The 18,575-nt window shown below is 64.6% G+C and carries 17 protein-coding genes and 1 tRNA gene; 9 read left to right on the top strand and 9 right to left on the bottom strand.

Annotation, left to right across the window (positions count from 1 at the left end):
• Positions 1 to 55: 55 nt before the first annotated feature.
• Positions 56 to 517 (bottom strand): peroxiredoxin, encoded by a 462-nt coding sequence (locus AABD04_RS09995; protein ID WP_243593982.1) that lies wholly within the window; start codon positions 515 to 517, stop codon positions 56 to 58.
• 31 nt (positions 518 to 548) lie between these two features.
• Positions 549 to 971: a DUF3052 domain-containing protein gene (locus tag AABD04_RS09990; protein WP_032379129.1), complete on the bottom strand. Its 423-nt coding sequence runs from the start codon at positions 969 to 971 to the stop codon at positions 549 to 551.
• Between the two features lie 258 nt (positions 972 to 1,229).
• On the opposite strand from AABD04_RS09990, the gene aceE reads away from it, so the two are divergent.
• From aceE to AABD04_RS09960, 6 genes are all read left to right on the top strand, one after another.
• On the top strand, positions 1,230 to 4,049 hold the full coding sequence (gene aceE, locus AABD04_RS09985) for a pyruvate dehydrogenase (acetyl-transferring), homodimeric type (protein WP_243593983.1): 2,820 nt from the start codon (positions 1,230 to 1,232) through the stop codon (positions 4,047 to 4,049).
• 87 nt (positions 4,050 to 4,136) lie between these two features.
• On the top strand, positions 4,137 to 5,516 hold the full coding sequence (locus AABD04_RS09980; RefSeq protein WP_243593984.1) for a PucR family transcriptional regulator: 1,380 nt from the start codon (positions 4,137 to 4,139) through the stop codon (positions 5,514 to 5,516).
• 128 nt (positions 5,517 to 5,644) lie between these two features.
• On the top strand, positions 5,645 to 6,553 hold the full coding sequence (locus AABD04_RS09975; protein WP_341441070.1) for an ACP S-malonyltransferase: 909 nt from the start codon (positions 5,645 to 5,647) through the stop codon (positions 6,551 to 6,553).
• An 88-nt stretch (positions 6,554 to 6,641) separates the two neighbouring features.
• Positions 6,642 to 6,986, top strand: a complete 345-nt coding sequence (gene acpM, locus AABD04_RS09970) for a meromycolate extension acyl carrier protein AcpM (RefSeq protein ID WP_045199610.1) — start codon at positions 6,642 to 6,644, stop codon at positions 6,984 to 6,986.
• A gap of 8 nt (positions 6,987 to 6,994) precedes the next feature.
• Positions 6,995 to 8,245: a KasA/KasB family beta-ketoacyl-ACP synthase gene (locus tag AABD04_RS09965; protein WP_341441069.1), complete on the top strand. Its 1,251-nt coding sequence runs from the start codon at positions 6,995 to 6,997 to the stop codon at positions 8,243 to 8,245.
• A gap of 128 nt (positions 8,246 to 8,373) precedes the next feature.
• Entirely contained in the window at positions 8,374 to 9,807 is a 1,434-nt protein-coding gene (locus tag AABD04_RS09960) for an acyl-CoA carboxylase subunit beta (protein WP_341441068.1), read from the top strand.
• Positions 9,808 to 10,052: 245 nt separating this feature from the next.
• On the opposite strand, the gene AABD04_RS09955 is transcribed toward AABD04_RS09960, so the two are convergent.
• The 3 genes from AABD04_RS09955 to AABD04_RS09945 form a co-directional block, all read right to left on the bottom strand.
• Positions 10,053 to 10,499 (bottom strand): cold-shock protein, encoded by a 447-nt coding sequence (locus tag AABD04_RS09955; RefSeq protein WP_341442998.1) that lies wholly within the window; start codon positions 10,497 to 10,499, stop codon positions 10,053 to 10,055.
• A gap of 91 nt (positions 10,500 to 10,590) precedes the next feature.
• Positions 10,591 to 11,103, bottom strand: a complete 513-nt coding sequence (locus AABD04_RS09950; protein WP_341441067.1) for a DUF3145 domain-containing protein — start codon at positions 11,101 to 11,103, stop codon at positions 10,591 to 10,593.
• Positions 11,104 to 11,247: 144 nt separating this feature from the next.
• The gene (locus AABD04_RS09945; protein WP_341441066.1) at positions 11,248 to 12,051 is read right to left on the bottom strand and encodes a serine hydrolase domain-containing protein; all 804 of its coding nucleotides are present in this window, start codon (positions 12,049 to 12,051) and stop codon (positions 11,248 to 11,250) included.
• A 67-nt stretch (positions 12,052 to 12,118) separates the two neighbouring features.
• Here AABD04_RS09945 and AABD04_RS09940 point away from each other — a divergent pair, with 67 nt between their 5' ends.
• The 3 genes from AABD04_RS09940 to AABD04_RS09930 all read left to right on the top strand — a co-directional run bounded on the left by AABD04_RS09940 (position 12,119) and on the right by AABD04_RS09930 (position 15,158).
• Positions 12,119 to 14,272, top strand: coding sequence for a molybdopterin-dependent oxidoreductase (locus tag AABD04_RS09940; RefSeq protein ID WP_341441065.1), 2,154 nt, complete (start codon positions 12,119 to 12,121; stop codon positions 14,270 to 14,272).
• A gap of 68 nt (positions 14,273 to 14,340) precedes the next feature.
• Positions 14,341 to 14,417 (top strand) — tRNA-Ile (locus tag AABD04_RS09935).
• Between the two features lie 120 nt (positions 14,418 to 14,537).
• A complete protein-coding gene (locus tag AABD04_RS09930; protein WP_341441064.1) occupies positions 14,538 to 15,158 on the top strand; it encodes a YdeI/OmpD-associated family protein in 621 nt (206 codons plus the stop codon).
• A gap of 15 nt (positions 15,159 to 15,173) precedes the next feature.
• On the opposite strand, the gene AABD04_RS09925 is transcribed toward AABD04_RS09930, so the two are convergent.
• The 4 genes from AABD04_RS09925 to AABD04_RS09910 all read right to left on the bottom strand — a co-directional run bounded on the left by AABD04_RS09925 (position 15,174) and on the right by AABD04_RS09910 (position 18,466).
• On the bottom strand, positions 15,174 to 15,758 hold the full coding sequence (locus tag AABD04_RS09925) for an EI24 domain-containing protein (protein ID WP_341441063.1): 585 nt from the start codon (positions 15,756 to 15,758) through the stop codon (positions 15,174 to 15,176).
• Complete coding sequence (locus AABD04_RS09920) at positions 15,755 to 16,105, bottom strand: hypothetical protein (RefSeq protein ID WP_341441062.1); 351 nt, start codon at positions 16,103 to 16,105, stop codon at positions 15,755 to 15,757. Before AABD04_RS09920 ends, AABD04_RS09925 begins: the two co-directional genes overlap by 4 nt.
• Positions 16,102 to 17,937, bottom strand: a complete 1,836-nt coding sequence (locus AABD04_RS09915; protein ID WP_341441061.1) for a TIGR03767 family metallophosphoesterase — start codon at positions 17,935 to 17,937, stop codon at positions 16,102 to 16,104. Before AABD04_RS09915 ends, AABD04_RS09920 begins: the two co-directional genes overlap by 4 nt.
• Before the next feature lie 61 nt (positions 17,938 to 17,998).
• The gene (locus AABD04_RS09910) at positions 17,999 to 18,466 is read right to left on the bottom strand and encodes a universal stress protein (protein ID WP_243593994.1); all 468 of its coding nucleotides are present in this window, start codon (positions 18,464 to 18,466) and stop codon (positions 17,999 to 18,001) included.
• Between the last annotated feature and the right edge of the window lie 109 nt (positions 18,467 to 18,575).

Here is an 18,575-nt window from a genome sequence, read left to right as displayed (position 1 = left end):
ACCGGAACGCTTGGAGAAATTTATCGTGTCTGCTGTCTAACTACAATTCCGCAGGTCAGCTCACCTGAGCGAGTGCCTCGGCCCACGAAGAACTGTCGCGAGCCTCGCCGGGTCCGTTCATTTCGGCGAACCTGATGATTCCGGATTTGTCGACCACGAAGGTTCCACGATTGGCGAATCCTGCTGCGTCGTTGAAGACTCCGTAGGCCTGAGCAACCTCACCGTGCGGCCAGAAGTCCGACAGCAGCGGAAAGGTGTAACCCTGTTCTGCAGCCCAGATCTTATGGGTCGGAGGTGGACCCACCGAGATCGCCAACACCGCGGTGTCGTCGTTCTCGAAGGTCGGTAGCTCGTCGCGTACTTTGCACAGCTCGCCCTGGCACGTGCCGGTGAAGGCCAGTGGATAGAACACGAGCAGAACGTTTTTCACGTCCCTGTACGACGACAACGTGACCAGTTGGTTGTTCTGGTCTTTGAGGGTGAAGTCGGGCGCAACCGCGCCAACCTCGATCGGCATCTAGAACCGTCTTCCTGTGTCGAGCATCGGCCTACCGCTTGGTGGCAGGGGTCTTGGGCTGAACCAATCGACTTCCGATCCAGTCACCGAGGTTTGCCGCAGAGGTCTGCGTCAATCCTGCGGTCGGGGCGGACTCGGCAATCTCACTGGGTTCGACATGACCGGACATGCCGGTCTTGGGGCTGAGGACCCACACGATGCCATCGTCCGAGAGCGGACCGATCGCATCCATGAGTGCGTCGACCAGGTCACCGTCTCCGTCGCGCCACCACAGCAGTACAACGTCGATCACCTCGTCGGAATCCTCGTCGAGGGTCTCGCCACCGATCGCATCTTCTACGTCGGCGCGTAGATCATCGTCGGTGTCCTCGTCCCAGCCCAGCTCCTGTACGACCATGTCGCGAGTGATGCCAAGTTTCTGAGCGTAGTTCTGAGCGTCCGCCGCGGCGACCACGGTGGTGACCTCCTTGAATTGTGGGTGCAGTAGTCAAAGCGAACAGTGTTGAAGCCGTTCGCGCAAGCTGACCGCGCCGAAATTGCGTACATAAATTTCTACTGGTGGGTATCGGACCTCTGTACTACCAGAACCGGCAAGATGCGGCAGGATTGGGGAGGAATCACGAGAACGAGGAAAGTAGACCGCCGTCACAGGGGCGGGACTACCGGGACCGGGCGCCACACCGAGCGTCCGCCACATTGAGGAGTGCACACGTTGTCCGAAGTGAACAGCGGCGAACGGCAGAACACATCGTCTGCAGGAAAAAAGGGCTCGGACGGCCGGGTCCGCGTCATCCGCGAGGGTGTCGCGTCGTACCTGCCCGATATCGACAACGACGAGACGAACGAATGGATCGAATCGTTCGACGGCTTGTTGGAGAGGTCCGGCCCCAACCGCGCTCGCTACCTGATGCTCAGGTTGCTCGAGCGCGCCGGTGAGCGCCGCGTAGCGCTGCCGTCGCTGACGTCGACGGATTACGTCAACACCATTCCCACCGAGAACGAGCCGTGGTTCCCCGGCGACGAGTCGATGGAACGCCGCTACCGCGCCTGGATCCGCTGGAACGCCGCGATCATGGTGCACCGCGCACAGCGTCCGGGCGTCGGAGTCGGTGGACACATCTCGACCTACGCGTCCTCCGCAGCGCTCTACGAGGTGGGCTTCAACCACTTCTTCCGCGGCAAGGACCATCCGGGCGGCGGCGACCACATCTTCATCCAGGGTCACGCCTCCCCCGGCATCTACGCCCGCGCATTCCTCGAAGGCCGCATTCCGGCCGAGCGCATGGACGGCTTCCGTCAGGAGGCCAGCCACGTGAACGAGGGCGGCGGACTGCCGTCGTACCCGCACCCACGCCTCATGCAGGATTTCTGGGAGTTCCCGACGGTGTCGATGGGTCTCGGCCCAATGAACGCCATCTACCAGGCCCGCTTCAATCACTACCTCAACGACCGCGGCATCAAGGACACCACCGATCAGCACGTGTGGGCCTACCTCGGCGACGGCGAGATGGACGAGCCGGAATCGCGTGGACTCGCGCACGTGGCCGCCACCGAGGGCCTCGACAACCTCACGTTCGTCGTGAACTGCAACCTGCAGCGCCTCGACGGCCCGGTCCGCGGCAACGGCAAGATCATCCAGGAACTGGAGTCGTTCTTCCGCGGTGCCGGCTGGAACGTCATCAAGGTCGTCTGGGGCCGCGAGTGGGACTCGCTGCTGCACAAGGACCGCGACGGCGCATTGGTGAACCTCATGAACACCACGCCCGACGGCGACTTCCAGACCTACAAGGCCAACGACGGCAGCTACGTCCGCGATCACTTCTTCGGCCGCGATCCGCGCACCAAGGAGCTCGTGAAGGATCTGTCCGACGACGAGATCTGGAACCTCAAGCGCGGTGGCCACGACTACCGCAAGGTGCACGCTGCCTACGCCGCCGCGATGTCGCACAAGGGCCAGCCGACGGTCATCCTGGCGCACACCATCAAGGGCTACACCCTCGGCAAGCACTTCGAGGGCCGTAACGCCACGCACCAGATGAAGAAGCTGACGCTCGACGATCTCAAGACGTTCCGCGATCTCCAGCACATCCCGATCTCGGACGAAGAGCTCGAGAAGGATCCGTACATGCCGCCGTACTACCACCCCGGCCCGGATGCTCCCGAGATCCAGTACATGCTCGATCGTCGCAGCAAGCTCGGCGGATTCGTTCCCGAGCGCCGCGTCGACGTCAAGCCTCTGCCGCAGCCCGGCGACGACACGTACAAGACGCTGCGCAAGGGCTCCGGCAAGCAGGAAGTCGCCACCACGATGGCGCTCGTGCGCGTCATGAAAGAGCTGTTGCGAGACAAGGAGATCGGCCACCGAATCGTGCCGATCATTCCCGACGAGGCCCGTACGTTCGGCATGGACTCGTGGTTCCCGTCGCTGAAGATCTACAACCGCAACGGCCAGCTGTACACCTCGGTGGACTCGGAGCTGATGCTCGCCTACAAGGAGAGCTCGGTCGGCCAGATCCTGCACGAGGGCATCAACGAGGCCGGTTCGACGTCGTCGTTCACCGCGGTCGGCACCTCGTACGCCACGCACGGCGAGGTCATGATCCCGCTGTACATCTTCTACTCGATGTTCGGATTCCAGCGCACCGGCGACGGTCTCTGGGCAGCGGCCGACCAGATGGCTCGCGGCTTCGTGCTCGGAGCGACCGCGGGTCGTACCACCCTCACCGGTGAGGGTCTGCAGCACGCAGACGGTCATTCGCTGCTCTTGGCGTCGACCAACCCGGCGGCTGTGGCCTACGACCCGGCGTTCTCGTACGAGATCGCGCACATCGTCAAGGACGGTCTGCGACGGATGTACGGCGGCACCGAAGGTGTCGAGGGCTTCGGCGGCGAGAACATCTTCTACTACATCACCCTCTACAACGAGCCGTACGTGCAGCCGGCCGAGCCGGAGAACCTCGACGTCGAGGGTCTGCTCAAGGGCATCTACCGGTTCGCAGAGCCGCAGGAGGGCGACGGACCCGAGGCGCAGCTGTTGGCGTCGGGCGTCGGCATGGTCTCGGCCCGCAAGGCTCGTGAGCTGCTGTTCGAGGAGTGGGGCGTGCGTTCGGCCGTCTGGTCCGTCACCTCGTGGGGCGAACTGCGCCGTGACGGCGTCGACGCCGAGAAGGAGTCGCTGCGCAATCCCGGTGCGGACAAGCGCGTTCCGTTCGTCACCTCGGCCCTGGCCGACGCCAACGGTCCCGTCATCGCATCCTCGGATTGGATGCGTGCGGTTCCGGACCAGATCCGTCAGTGGGTTCCGGGTGATTACGTCACCCTCGGCACCGACGGCTTCGGGTTCTCCGATACCCGTCCGGCCGCGCGTCGGGTGTTCAACGTCGACGCCGAGTCGATCGTCGTCGCCACGTTGTCCGCGCTTGCGGCATCCGGTGAGATCGACAAGTCCAAGGCCGTCGAGGCCGCGGAGAAGTACAAGATCGACGACGTCACCGCGGCTCCGACATCGTTCGCCGATACCGGTTCCGCGTAGGTTCCAGCCTTGATCGCCCGACCCCCGTCCCAAGTCGCGAAGTACGTCCATCGCGATAGGGGCGGGGGTCGGGCGTAGGTTCTCCTTATGTCCGATGCGAAGCCCGGTTCACCGGACGGTGCGTCCGCACGCGATGTGTCCCGACGCGACGCCTACCGTGAGGCGTTGCGTGAATCGTTGACCTCGGACAACGAAGTGCACCTTCCGGTCGCCTCATTGGCACCCTCGCGCCAGAAGCGCGATCCCCTGCCCGATGCCCTGTTGCGTCGCGTCAAGCAGTTCTCCGGCCGACTCTCGACCGAGGCCGTGACGACGATGCAGGGCCAACTGCCGTTCTTCGGTGATCTCGACGCAGCCCAACGCGCGAGCGTGCAGTTGTTGATTCAGACAGCCGTCGACAACTTCCTCGAGTGGCTGAAGAACCCCAACAGCGATATTCGCTTCTCGCTCGATGCCTTCCAGGTCATTCCGCAGGACCTTGCCCGACGCCTCACGCTGCGCCAGACCGTCGACATGGTGCGGGTCGCGATGGAGTTCTTCGAGCAGTGGCTCCCGGCGCTGGCCCGCAACGATCAGCAGTTGGTGGCCCTGACCGAGGCCGTGCTGCGATACGGGCGCGAGCTCGGTTTCGCTGCGGCGTCGGTCTACGCCAGCGCCGCCGAATCACGCGGAGCGTGGGACACCCGCCTCGAAGCCCTCGTGGTCGACGCCGTGGTTCGCGGAGACACCGGCTCGGACATGCTCTCGCGTGCCGCCACGTTGAACTGGGACGCCACCGCGCCCGCGACGGTGTTGGTCGGCACTCCCCCGGACGATCGGGGCGTCTCGGTGGTCGGAACCGTGCATGCCGTGGCGCAGAAACACGGCCGCGCCGCACTGGCCGTCGTGCAGGGGACCCGGCTGGTGATGGTGGTCAGCGGTCAACTCGACGACACTGCCACGCACCGCACGTTCATCGACGACATGCTGCAGAACTTCTCGGACGGACCGGTCGTCATCGGCCCGACCACCCGCACCCTCGGCGCGGCGCACTCGAGCGCGGTGGAAGCATTCGCCGGGATGCAGGCCGTGGCGGGCTGGCGGGGCGCGCCGCGTCCGGTGCACGCCGGCGAGCTGTTGCCCGAACGCGCACTGCTCAACGACGGCGCGGCGATATCGGCGCTGAACGATCACGTGGTCGTCCCGTTGGCGGCGGCAGGTTCGGGATTGGCCGACACCCTCGATGCGTATCTCGACTGTGGCGGAGCCGTCGAAACCTGCGCACGGCAGCTGTTTGTTCATCCAAATACCGTCCGGTATCGGCTCAAGCGCATCGCCGAGGTCACCGGTCGCGACCCCACCCACCCGCGGGATGCGTACGTCCTCAGGGTTGCGGCAACGGTAGGTAGGTTGGCTCGAACGCATCACGAACCGGCACATCCTGCCCCATATGTCACACAGGTCACATTCGGTGAAGTAGTCACGTAACGCCGAACCACCCTCCGGCGATAGCGGTTCCCCACGAGGCAATTTGTAGGGTTCCCACAAATTGCTTGTCGAGAGTTCATCGAGCGCGACATCACCCATTCGGCACCAGACGGTGTTCTCTTAACCCTGTGATTGCGTTGCTTGCGCCCGGTCAGGGCTCCCAGACTCCCGGCATGCTGTTGCCTTGGCTCGAATTGCCGGGTGCAGCAGACCGACTCGCGTTGTGGTCGAAGGCCTCCGGTCTCGATCTCGTCCGTCTCGGTACCACTGCCACCGCCGAGGAGATCACCGATACCGCGGTGACCCAGCCCCTGGTCGTGGCGTCCGCCTTGCTCGCATTCGAAGAGATCGCATCGCGCGGCCTGTTCCCCGAAGACACCATCATCGCCGGACACTCGGTGGGCGAACTCGCTGCGGCCGCCATCGCAGGCGTCATCTCCTCCGACGACGCAGTCTCGCTCGCAGCGGTCCGCGGCGCAGCAATGGCCAAGGCATGCGCACTCGAACCGACCGGCATGTCCGCCGTGCTCGGCGGCGACGAAGCTGCCGTACTGGCTCGCCTGGACGAGCTGGACCTCGCTCCGGCCAACGTCAATGCTGCAGGTCAGATCGTCGCAGCCGGACTGCTCACCAAGCTGGCCGAGTTGGCGGAGAGCGCGCCCGAGAAGGCTAGGGTTCGTGCACTGCCGGTCGCGGGCGCATTTCACACCAAGTACATGGCGTCGGCGGGCGACACCGTTGCCGCTGCTGCTGCCGCCATCACCCCGTCGGAGCCGACGCGGACCCTGCTGTCCAATTCGGACGGTCAGCCGGTCGCCTCGGGTGCCGACGCACTGAACAAGCTTGCTGCTCAGGTCACTCGCCCCGTGCGATGGGATCTCTGCAATGCCTACCTGCGTACCGCGCAGGTCACCGGACTTGTGGAACTGCCCCCGGCAGGCGCACTGGTCGGCATCGCCAAACGCGAACTGCGCGGCGTTGCCAATCTCGGCCTGAAGACACCGGCGGACATTTCCGCAATGGCCGAGCTCGGTTAGCTCGGCCCACACACTCCGCAGTCACGACACTGCGGATCGCACTTCCACTCCCCGAGTGGCAGAAATGCACAATCGCGTCTCGAAGCACATGACTTCGGCGTTCTACACAGAAGAGAAGGGAGCCACAACAGTGGCCAGCCAGGAAGACCTCATCGCCGGACTTGCAGAGATCATCGAGGAGGTCACGGGCATCGAACCGTCCGAGGTGACCATCGAGAAGTCCTTCGTGGACGACCTCGACATCGACTCGCTCTCCATGGTCGAGATCGCAGTGCAGACCGAGGACAAGTACGGCGTGAAGATCCCCGACGAGGACCTCGCAGGTCTGCGTACCGTCGGCGACGCCGTCAACTACATCCAGAAGCTCGAAGCGGAGAACCCCGAAGCCGCAGAAGCTATCAAGGCCAAGCTCGACGACTCCGCGAGCGAGTGACACGGCCCATGACCAACCCATCCACCGCCAACGGACGCTTCCCCAGTGTCGTCGTCACCAGCCTCGCTGCGACCACGTCACTCGCGGGTGACGTCGATGCCACGTGGAAGGGTCTGCTGAACGGCGACAGCGGAATCGGCATTCTGGAAGACGATTTCGTCGCCGAGTACGACCTGCCCGTGCGGATCGGCGGACACCTCGCGGTGAACCCGCAGAGTCTGCTCTCGCGGGTCGAGATCCGTCGCCTGAGCTACGTGGAGCAGTTGTCCACGGTGCTCGGTCGTGAGGTCTGGAAGAACGCCGGCTCCCCCGACGTCGATCCCCTTCGCCTCGGCGTGTCGATCGGCACCGGCCTCGGTGGCGGCGATTCTCTGATCGACGCCAACGACAAGATGAAGGCCGGCGGCTACCGCAAGGTGTCTCCGCTCGCAGTTCAGATGGTCATGCCCAACGGCCCCGCAGCGGTCGTCGGCCTCGAGCTCAAAGCACAGGCCGGTGTCATCACACCCGTCTCCGCCTGCTCCTCGGGATCGGAAGCCATCGCTCACGCGTGGCGGATGATCGTGATGGGTGACGCGGACATGGTCGTCACCGGCGGCGTCGAGGGATACATCGATGCGGTTCCGATCGCCAGCTTCTCCATGATGCGGGCGATGAGCACCAACAACGACAATCCGAAGGGTGCGTCACGGCCGTTCGACAAGGATCGTGACGGCTTCGTCTTCGGTGAAGCGGGTGCGCTCATGGTCATCGAGACCGAGGAGCACGCCAAGGCACGCGGTGCAACGATCCACGCCCGCCTGCTCGGTGCCGGAATCACCTCCGACGGGTTCCACCTCGTGGCCCCCGACCCGGAGGGCACGGGTGCCGCGCGTGCGATGCAGCGCGCAATCGAGACCGCAGGCCTGCAGAAGTCCGACATCACCCACGTGAACGCACACGCAACGGCAACTCCCATCGGAGACACCGCCGAAGCGCTGGCGATCAACAAGGCCGTCGGAAATCACGCAGCGGTGTACGCACCGAAATCCGCTCTCGGCCACTCGATCGGTGCCGTCGGCGCCCTCGAGTCGGTTCTGACGGTGCTGGCAGTGCGTGAGGGAATCATCCCTCCCACACTGAATTTGGAGAATCAGGATCCCGAAATCGATCTCGACGTCGTCAAGGGCGAGCCCCGCGTCGGACAGATCGACTACGCGATCAACAACTCGTTCGGATTCGGTGGGCACAACGTAGCGCTCGCCTTCGGAAAGGCGTGATGCACTGAGTCGTCTCCTCGACTCAGCGAATCTCGCTCTCGCAGTGCATGATCCGGACCGGGGCCGTTCCCAGGGAACGGTTCCGGTTCGGGCCTCGCCCCCTCAGGGGCCCTGAAGAAGGACAAGCGATGACTATTCTGGCCCCTGTCACACGATCCGGTACCTCCACCGATCCCCGCGATCCACTCGCCCGCCTCGAGAATCTGTTCGACGCCGGAACCACTGTGCCGCTGCATAATCGAGACAAATCCGGCATCCTCGCAGCGTCCGGCGAGATCGACGGCGTCCACACCATCGCTTATTGCTCCGACGCCACCGTCATGGGCGGTGCCATGGGAGTCGACGGGTGCAAGCACATCGTCGCCGCCATCGACACGGCCATCGAGCAGCGCGCTCCGATCGTCGGCGTCTGGCACTCCGGAGGCGCTCGCCTCGCCGAGGGCGTCGAAGCTCTCCACGCCGTCGGTCTCGTCTTCGAGGCCATGGTCCGAGCGTCCGGCCTCGTCCCCCAAGTTTCCGTCGTCCTCGGCTTCGCAGCCGGCGGCGCCGCCTACGGTCCTGCGTTGACCGACGTCGTCATCATGGCTCCCGAGGGACGCGTGTTCGTCACCGGACCCGACGTCGTCCGCAGCGTCACCGGTGAGCAGGTCGACATGGCCTCGCTCGGCGGCCCCGACACACACCACAAGAAGTCCGGCGTATGCCACATCGTCGCCGACAGCGAGATGGACGCCTTCACCCGCGCCCGCCGTCTGGTGTCCATGTTCTGCGAGCAGGGCGAATTCGACATCGCCGCCGCCGAGCACGGCGACACCGACCTTCGGGCGCTGATGCCCGAATCCAACCGTCGCGCATACGACGTCCACCCGATCATTCACGAACTGCTGGACAACGTCGAAGGCGAATCGACCTTCGAGGAGTTCCAGGGCGGCTGGGCCCGCAGCATCGTCATTGGCCTCGGACGCGTCAGCGGCCGTACCGTCGGCGTCATCGCCAACAACCCCATTCGCCTCGGCGGTTGCCTCAACTCCGAAAGTGCCGAGAAGGCAGCCCGTTTCGTGCGCCTGTGCGACGCCTTCGGCATCCCGCTCATCGTGGTCGTCGACGTTCCCGGATACCTGCCCGGCGTCAGCATGGAATGGGAAGGCGTCGTCCGCCGCGGAGCAAAGCTGTTGCACGCCTTCGCCGAAGCCACGGTCCCCCGCGTCACGCTGGTGACGCGCAAGATCTACGGCGGCGCATACATCGCGATGAACGCACGCGCACTCGGTGCCACCGCGGTCTACGCCTGGCCCGGCTCCGAGGTCGCCGTGATGGGTGCCAAAGCCGCCGTGGGCATCCTGCACAAGAAGGCACTCGCCGCCGCTCCCGAGGAGGAGCGTGAGGCACTGCACGATCGCCTCACCGTCGAGCACGAGAGCATCGCCGGTGGCGTCGAGCGTGCCGTGGCCATCGGCGTCGTCGACGAGGTCATCGAGCCGAGCAAGACTCGCAGCACGGTCGCCAAGGCACTCGCCGCTGCCCCCGCTGCGCGCGGCAACCACAAGAACATTCCGCTCTGATCAACCGGCTTCGCTTGCGGCCCTGACTCAGCACCCAGCCCCGTCCTCCCCCGGCCTCCCCCGTCCTCCCCCGGCCTCCCCCGTCCTCCCCCGGCCGCGTGAATGGACCCTTGCAGCGCCCAGACGCATGTAGTGGTCCATTCACGGTGGCTCAATGCGGCCTTCAGGCGCTCTGAGTGGACAACAAGCCACATTCATCCGGAGCCGAGCGGGCTCCAAGGCGGGATGAAGCGGCTACGCGTCGGTCAGTTCTCGATCCACTTGTGATCGTGAGCCAGTCGCAGCATCGCTGATCGGATGTCGAGAATCTGCGCTGCCGTCACGGTTCCGTTGGCCGTCAGGAGTGCCTCGGTCACTTCGGCAGTGAAGTCCGCCTCGGACAGCACGTCGCAGATGACGTCCTCGAGTGGCTGGTGTTCGCTGGCCGGAACGTCGTGGAAAGGCACATCGGGCTTGCGTCGGGTGACCAGGGCGGTCGATGCCGGACCGTCGATGATCTGCACCTGAGTGGCCTTGAGGCCACGATCACCGTCGACGGCAACGTATTCGACGCGAACCCCCGGTGCCAGCAGTCGCTTGTCGAAGTCCAGATCGTTGACGTGGATGAACACGTCCTCGCCGCCCTCGTCCGGCGCTACGAATCCGTACCCCTTGAACTCGTCGAATCGAATAACTTTTCCGGTCGACAACATCGAACTCACCACTCCACGGTCGTTCCCACATGCCTACCCCAGGCACGTTCGCGAAACTACCGCGACAGCGGATCCCCAGCAACTCTCGTATCTAGCCGACGTTGCGGCTCAACCACGTCACTTCGGCTCCGGCACCACCGGTGCGGAACGGCTCGAGAGCGGCGTCCCAGTCCGATCCGAGAGCGTGCTCCACGGCGGCGGTGAAGTTTCCCTGGTTGTTCTCCATGAGAGCGCGCAGTCGCATTTCGCCGAGGACCACATCACCGTTCGCGCTCGTCGATCCGCGCCACAGTCCCAGACCTGGAACGTGCGAGAACCGTTCGCCGTCGACGCCCTCGCTGGGATCCTCGGTCACCTCGAAACGAAGCATCTGCCACGAGCGCAGGATGCCGGCGAGGGTCGCCCCGGTACCGACCGGGCCGATCCAATCGGTGGTAGCGCGCAGCTGCCCGTCGGAGGCCGGCTGCGCAGACCACTTCAAATTCGCACGGCAATCGAGGGCGTCGGACAACGCCCATTCGACATGCGGGCACAACGCAGCGGGCGACGAGTGGATGTACACGACACCCGATGTCGCTTCTGCGAATTGATTCGATCCACGCATTGCACTACCTCCAGCTTCGACGAGGGACGTCTTCCCCAACGACCTCGACATGCTTCGGCTGGCTGCAGTGAATCAACACGTATGTGTACTAGTGTGCCCCGAGTTACCCCTGTTGCGCCAGTGCAATCTGTGAACGGTCGATATTCAGCCTGCCAGGACGGCGTCGGACAGTTCGGGCCACAGGGGTTTCGCCCAGTCTCCGAAGGCCCGGTCGGTCAACACCACGCACGCGGTCCGCACGGCCGGGTCCACCCACAGGAACGTTCCGGCCTGACCGAAGTGACCGAACGTGGCCGACGAGTTGGTGCTTCCGGTCCAATGCGGGGTCTTTTCACCGCGCAGCTCGAACCCGAGCCCCCAGTCGCAGGGCTTGTGCGATCCGTACCCGGGCACGATCCCGTTCAGACCGGGAAACTGCACATCTATCGCGGACGACAGTGTCTGCGACGCCAGGAGCGTGGGCTGCAACAGCTCCGCCGCAAATGTCTTCAGGTCCGCCAAGGTGGAGCTGGCACCGTGGCCTGCCGATCCCGGTAGCGCGGTGTTCGTCATCTGCAATGGTCGGCACACGGCCTCGTCGAGGTAGTCGGGGAAGGCGATGCCCGCCTCGGTTTCGATCAGTTCGGCCAGCACCTCGAACCCGGCGCTCGAATAGATCCGCTTGGTGCCGGCCGGTGCCTGAACTGTGCGTTCCCCGAACGCCAACCCCGACGCGTGCGCCAGCAGATGCCGAACCGTCGACCCTTCCGGCCCTGCGGGTTGATCGAGCTCGACCGCACCTTCCTCGACGGCGACGAGAACCGCGTATGCACTGAGCAGTTTGGTGACCGAGGCGAGCTCGTAGACGCGATCGGTGTCGCCGACCTCCTCACGAACCCCGGAGTCGGTGACGACTGCGGCACTGACATGGTCGACGGGCCAGGAGGACGTGAGATCGAGGGTGGTCACGATTCACGAGCCTAATTGTCGGTCGATGACGGTGCCCCGGTCCCCCGTCGGGCTACGCTCGCAGCACATGAGTGGGAGGAATGCGATGTCGGTTGTGCATGGATCGTGCAATTTGTGCGAAGCGATCTGCGGTCTCGAGTTCACGGTGGAGAACGACGCGGTGACGTCCATCCGCGGTGACGAGAAGGATCCTCTCTCGCGCGGCCACATCTGCCCGAAGGCTCTGTCGCTGATCGATCTGCACGCCGATACCGATCGACTCACCATGCCGGTCAAACGTGTGGGTGAGAAGTGGGAGAAGATCGGCTGGGACGAGGCATACGACCTCGTGATCGACGGTCTGATCTCGACGCGTGAGAAGTACGGCCGCAATGCCGTCGGCATCTATCAGGGCAACCCCAACGTGCATTCGATGGGTGCGATGACCCACGGCATTCCCTTCACTTCGCTGCTCCGGACGCGCAATCGATACTCCGCCACCTCGCTGGATCAACTCCCGCATCAGCTCGTCGATCACCTGCTGTACGGGCATCAATTGCTGCTGCCGATCCCGGACATCGACCGAACCGACTTCTTCCTGGTCCTCGGCGGCAATCCGATGGCGTCGAACGGCAGCATGATGACCGTCCCCGATTTCGCCAAGAGAGCGCGGGCATTGCGCAAACGGGGCGGACGGCTGGTCGTGGTCGATCCACGAAAGACCGAGACCGCGGATATCGCGGACACACACTTCTTCGTCCGCCCCGGCACCGACGCACTGCTGCTGCTCGCGATGATCCACATCATCGTCGCCGACGGCACCGTGCGCGTGGCCGACTACATCGACGGTGCCGATCGGCTCGCCGATCTCGTCGCCGAATTCACACCGGAATCCGTCGCTCCGGTCGTCGGGATTGCTGCGGAAGAGATCTACGCCCTGACACGTGATTTCGCCTCGGCGAAGTCCGCGGTGGCATACGGCCGAATGGGGGTCTCGACTCAGCAGTTCGGCACCGTGTGCCAGTGGGCGATTCAGGTACTGAACATCATCACGGGCAATCTCGACCGCCCCGGCGGTGCCATGGTGACCGATCCCGCGATCGATCTGATCAAGCAGGGCATCGTCGGCCGCGGCCATTTCGACAAGTGGCGCAGTCGCGTTCGCGACCTGCCCGAGTTCGCGGGCGAATACCCCTGTTCGACGCTGGTCGACGAGATCACCACCGAGGGCAAGGACCAGATCCGCGCGATGGCGGTTCTGTCCGGTAACCCGGTGTTGTCGATGCCCGGCGGCACCACCCTGAACGACGCGTTCGCCGGTCTCGACTTCATGGTGTCGTTCGACTTCTACATCAACGAGACCTCGCGTCACGCACACGTGATTCTGCCGCCGACGATGTCTCTCGAACGTGACCACTACGATCTGATCTTCAACTCCTTCGCGGTCCACAACACCGCCAAGTACATGCCGGCGATCCTGCCCAAGCAGGCTGGAGCGAAGCATGATTGGGAGATCTTCCGAGATCTGTCGCTCCGCTACAAGAGCCGGATGGCCGGCTCGACGGTCGGTCGACTGAAGTCACGATTGACTCCGAAGAGCGTGATCAGCGAAGCGCGCCTGCGACTGTCCCCCGCTCGCACCCTGGACATCCTGCTCCGCAGTCAACGAAAAGGGTTGTCGCTCAGAAAGCTTCGAGCCAACCCACATGGTGTCGATCTCGGACCGTTGCGCCCCGGCTTCCCGCAGAAGCTGAAGACGCGGGACAAGCGCGTGCAGCTGATACAGGACATCGTTGTCACCGAACTTCCCGCGCTGGTGGATCTGATGCGCTCCAGTGCAGTACCGAGCGGCGACGAACTGTTGATGATCGGTCGACGACACCTACGCAGCAACAACTCGTGGATGCACAACACCGCCCGGCTCACCAAAGGCAAAGCGCGACACCACCTTCTGGCCCACCCGGACGATCTTGCGCATCGCGGCATCGAGGACGGGGCGATGGTGTCGGTGACTTCTGCCGCCGGAACCGTGGACATCGAGGTGGCGGCGTCGGAGAAGATGATGCCGGGTGTGGTGAGCATGCCGCACGGCTTCGGGCATCAGCGCCCCGGCGTGGAGTTGTCGGTTGCCACGACGGTGACGGGTCCCAGTGTCAACGACATCACCGACCCCAACCGCGTCGACGCTGTCTCGGCCAATGCGATCCTCAACGGGGTTCCGGTCCAGGTCCGAGCGAAATAGCGCCCCGATGCACCGTCGAGGCGACGGGATTCTGTACGATTCTGCAGGCTCGTACCTGGTACGGGCATGGGGCGGTAGCTCAGTCGGTTAGAGCCGTGGACTCATAATCCATTGGTCGCGGGTTCGAGCCCCGCCCGCCCCACCACGCGGTAGTTCTTACGAGATTGCACGACGCATTGCGGACATGGGATGTCCTCGATTGTGGGCAGACTGACCGCATGCGATATTCGAGTGCGACACCACGACGAGTGGATGGAGCGCACAAGTGACTGCCGAGAAGTCTTCCTCGTCGGCATCCGACCACCCAGCGACCTGGAAGTTCGACTACCCGATCACGCACGCCGAAACTCGGGCACAGTGGCGAACCTGGCTCGCGGACAATCACACCTCGACCCGAGGCGTGTGGCTGTGTTCGTGGCGCACCACCACCGATCGACCACGCTGCCCCTACCCCGAAGCCGTCGAGGAAGCCATCTGCTTCGGTTGGATCGACTCCACGAACACCGTCTTCGACGACGAGCGCAGCCTGCAACTCTTCACGCCGCGCAGGCCCAAGAGCCAGTGGACCCGTCTGAACCGGAAACGCGCCGCCGATATGGAGGACCGCGGCCTCATGACCGACGCAGGTCGCAGTGCCATCGCTGCCGCGAAATCCAACGGCTGGTGGACGATTGCCGATCAGGTCGAGGACCTCCAGGAACCACTCGAGCTGACAACGGCGCTGGACAGAGATCCGAACGCTCGGAGCACCTGGGACGGCTTTCCGCCCAGTGCCCGCAAGCAGATGCTGTGGTGGGTCGTCAGCGCCGTGCGAGACGACACTCGCGCAGCTCGAATTGCACACATCGTCGCCGAGGCCGCCGCCGGTCGACGAGCCCGCGGCTGAGGGCGGCTACAGCGGTCAGGTCAGCGCTGCCCTTCGGTACAGCCGCGACCAATACACCAGCAGGACAGCAGCATTCGCCCCGAACCACAGCCACGTCACGAATGCCGCCAGGACACCGGTGACGAAGAAACCCAGTACCAATGCCACGACCCAGGCGAGGACATAGACCAGAATCGTGACGACAGCCGCCACTGCGCACCGCCCCGGGGACTGCCGGACCGTAGCCGACGCTGCGCGGAACGGATGTCGTTGCCCGTCGGCCGCAGCCGGAAGTATCAGCAGCGCAACCAGAATCACGATGGCCGGAAGCAGCGGGAAAATTACTGCCAGCGCAACGGCCACCCCGGTCAGCACCACGCACCACACCAAGACGCGCGGCCGTCGCCGTGCCCGGCTCAGCGCGCCGGATGCGTTCCCGTCCACCACGTCGAGTGCCGTCGATGCGGTGATCCACAGGGCGAGTACCAGTGCCGCGGCGGAGGCCGCAACCAACCCCGCGAATCCCAGGGAGGACGTGGGTACGGGATCCCCCACCACAGTCAGCGCCTGAATCAGAGCGGACACGACCACCACGAGAGCCAGAACCGCACTCCCCCTCACGGCGCACCGACCGTCGAATTGCGGTCGAGCACGTCCTGTACGGATCCCGAATAGAGAACGTCCGTGCCGACCTTCACCTCGACGGTGCTCGCGTCATCCGACGTCGCCGAACCGGTGATCGCCTCGTTGTCGGTTGTCTCCCCGGCACATTCGATGTCGGCTCCGGTACCCGAGCACACCGGCGCGACCAGTATCTCGATTCCCTTCTCCAACAGCACGTCGTTGACGGCATAGCGCAGATTTCCGAGCTCGGCACCGCCGACCGGGGCGAGCGCTGCAGTCTGCGAGCATCCCGCGCAGACCATCACCGCGAATACGGCGAGAATCTTTCTGCGCAATCCGTTCATCGGCCCTGCCTCGTCTCGTAGGCGATCAGTCGCGCATGCTCGTCCAGGTGTTGTTGTTCGAGGGCGGCGTCGGTGATGCTGCTCAGATCGAACGGTGCCGGAAGGAGCAATTCGGTGTTGCGGTCCAGGCGCGACCCTCGACGCATCAGTGGATTCTCGGCCCAGTCGTTGGCCGCCAGTTCACGGCTGCGCGACGCCAGATCCAGGTACCCTCCGCTGTTTCCGGGAGTGACCGGAGATGCATGATCGAGCACCGTGGTGAACAGCGACAGGGTTCCGTCCCGGTTGTCGACGATCTCGACCACCTGCTGCTGTTGAGGAAAGTCGATGCACGACGCAGTCGTGATCTCCCAGAATCCGCGTCCGTCTCGCGAGTGCGCCAAGATCTGGTTCTGATGCGTGTGGCCGTTCAGCCAGCCGATCACCACCGGATACTTCAACAGCAGATCGATGAACTCGTCCGCGCCGTACAGCTTCACCGATTGCCCGGGGCGCTGGGCTCGGTTCTCCAACGTCAGGCTGTTGTGGTGCGTGTAGATCAGCACCAACTTGTTCTCGGCCTGCGCCCGCTCCAATTGCCCAATGAGCCAATCGAATTGATTCTCCGGCACCGCACCGTCGGGCCCGGCGACAGCGTTGCAGGTATCGAGACCGAACGTGCGGATGTTCGGGGTGGGGTCTGCCACCCACCACGTCTCGCCGGAGTCGAGATTGTGCTGGGTGAAGCCGTGACCGATCGGACCCGGCGTCGGAGTGGTCTCGAAGTGCTCCTGCATGAACTCGCGTTGTTCGAACAGGTAGCGCGACGGATCGGCCGACACCGCCCGAAACCCCGGTCGCGCACCGGCTCCTACGCCCAACGCGTCGGCCATTCGCTGTAGCGGACTGGCAGTCGACGCATAGCCGGCCAGAGCGGAGGTGGCTGTCGCTTCGAGCGTGTACGCCTTGCGACCCCCGACGGCCAGCGCATGCAGTTGCGAGGACAGGTCGAACGTGCCGAGCAACAGGGTGTCGTGATTGCCGTAGACCGAGTACCACGGCACCGGCAGCCCCACAGATTCCACGGTGCCCGACATCGCCTGGTCGAGGAGGTCGGGAAGCGTCGGGAATCCGTAGTCGCCGAACGACCCTCCCGACGGATCACCCGGCCGATAGGCCCACTGCGCCTCCGGCCAGGCCTGAACACCCTCGAAGACGTCCGCGGAGCCGCTCGTCGGCCGAACCGGAACACCGTCGAGAACATCGATGTACCAGCGCAGTTCGAGATGAGAATGCATGTCGGCACTGTCTCCGGTGACTACCGCTGCTCCCATCGGCGCGCCGGTGACCGGGCTGATCCGCGCGTCGGCGAATGCCTTCACCATCGCCGCGGTGACGTGCACGGTCAGCGGATCCTGCGGATGGAATGCCGAGCCCCACGCGGCGTGGTCGGAGACGATCATGGGCTCGATCCGGCCGGGCGATTGTGCGTCGATGACATGCATGTCCGACAGGTGGCCGAGGTAGAGCAACGAGCGCCGTGACTGCACCCGCGACGCATCGGGCGCTCGTCCGAGAACGTCGAGGCGCGCGACGTACGGCTCCCCCGGCCCGGCAGCGAGCACCCGGTACTGCCCCGGCCCGTTCGCGGTTCGCAGAATCGTCTGCGCCAGCGTTCCGGTCCCGCCCGCTTCCACAGGCTGGGCGTGCGCAACGAGCGCCTGACCCAGCACGTGGGGCGCGATTCCCCACGCCGCGGCGAGGGCCCCTACTCGAGCGATGAATTGTCGACGCGACAGCCCAGCCATGGAACTCCCCGGATCCTCGAGAACGGCACCACGTGCGCCTCGCATTCGACGAGGTGACTGCCTATTTTTACAGGGCAGACGGCCGACAGGCTCGATTTCGGATCGTTCAGGGCACCACTGTGACCGGCCAGCGGCCGGCTTTGACCAACCGCACCGCCACCGAACCGGCAATTCGGTGGCCCGCATTCTCGGATGCGCCCACCACGACGGCGTCGGTGCGCAGTTGTTCTGCCACGGCGATCAGCCCGTTGTACGGGTCACCCTGCGCGGTGCGGAACTCCCACCGCACGTGCTCCCGGTCCCCGAATCGAGCAGCAGAGGTCCGAACGTAGTCGAGAAGCTCGTCGGCGATCTGCTGACCGGTTTCGACGAGTGAGATGCCGGCCTGGCCCCAGGAAGCGGTCGCAATGGGCTGCACGTACACCAGCACCAACAGTGACCTCTGCCGACGAGCGAGCCCTGCCGCGTAGGCGGCGGCGCGCCAGGACGAATCGGACCCGTCGACGCCGACCACGATCGATTTCGGTCCGTCGTGGCCGTACTCGAACCCGGTGGACTCCTGCGCATCGCTCACGACCTGAGGCTACTGCCGGTACCCGCCGATTCGAACACCCCATACCGTGGCGGTACGGTTGGTTCACTTCGAGTGCTGGTCGCTCGAACATACTTATTGGACGGGAGTA

Source organism: Rhodococcoides navarretei, from assembly GCF_038069675.1.
Taxonomy (GTDB): Bacteria; Actinomycetota; Actinomycetes; order Mycobacteriales; family Mycobacteriaceae; genus Rhodococcoides; species Rhodococcoides navarretei.
Note: the sequence above shows the minus strand (reverse complement) of the source record. Positions and strands in the feature narration are given on the sequence as shown.

Bases quoted from the DNA above. Each gene is read 5' to 3' on its own strand.
- AABD04_RS09995 (WP_243593982.1), bottom strand. From the start codon at position 517: ATGCCGATCGAGGTTGGCGCGGTTGCGCCCGACTTCACCCTCAAAGAC.
- AABD04_RS09980 (WP_243593984.1), top strand. From the start codon at position 4,137: ATGTCCGATGCGAAGCCCGGTTCACCGGACGGTGCGTCCGCACGCGAT.
- acpM (WP_045199610.1), top strand. From the start codon at position 6,642: ATGACTTCGGCGTTCTACACAGAAGAGAAGGGAGCCACAACAGTGGCC.
- AABD04_RS09965 (WP_341441069.1), top strand. From the start codon at position 6,995: ATGACCAACCCATCCACCGCCAACGGACGCTTCCCCAGTGTCGTCGTC.
- AABD04_RS09960 (WP_341441068.1), top strand. From the start codon at position 8,374: ATGACTATTCTGGCCCCTGTCACACGATCCGGTACCTCCACCGATCCC.
- AABD04_RS09955 (WP_341442998.1), bottom strand. From the start codon at position 10,499: ATGTTGTCGACCGGAAAAGTTATTCGATTCGACGAGTTCAAGGGGTAC.
- AABD04_RS09950 (WP_341441067.1), bottom strand. From the start codon at position 11,103: ATGCGTGGATCGAATCAATTCGCAGAAGCGACATCGGGTGTCGTGTAC.
- AABD04_RS09940 (WP_341441065.1), top strand. From the start codon at position 12,119: ATGAGTGGGAGGAATGCGATGTCGGTTGTGCATGGATCGTGCAATTTG.
- AABD04_RS09920 (WP_341441062.1), bottom strand. From the start codon at position 16,105: ATGAACGGATTGCGCAGAAAGATTCTCGCCGTATTCGCGGTGATGGTC.
- AABD04_RS09915 (WP_341441061.1), bottom strand. From the start codon at position 17,937: ATGCGAGGCGCACGTGGTGCCGTTCTCGAGGATCCGGGGAGTTCCATG.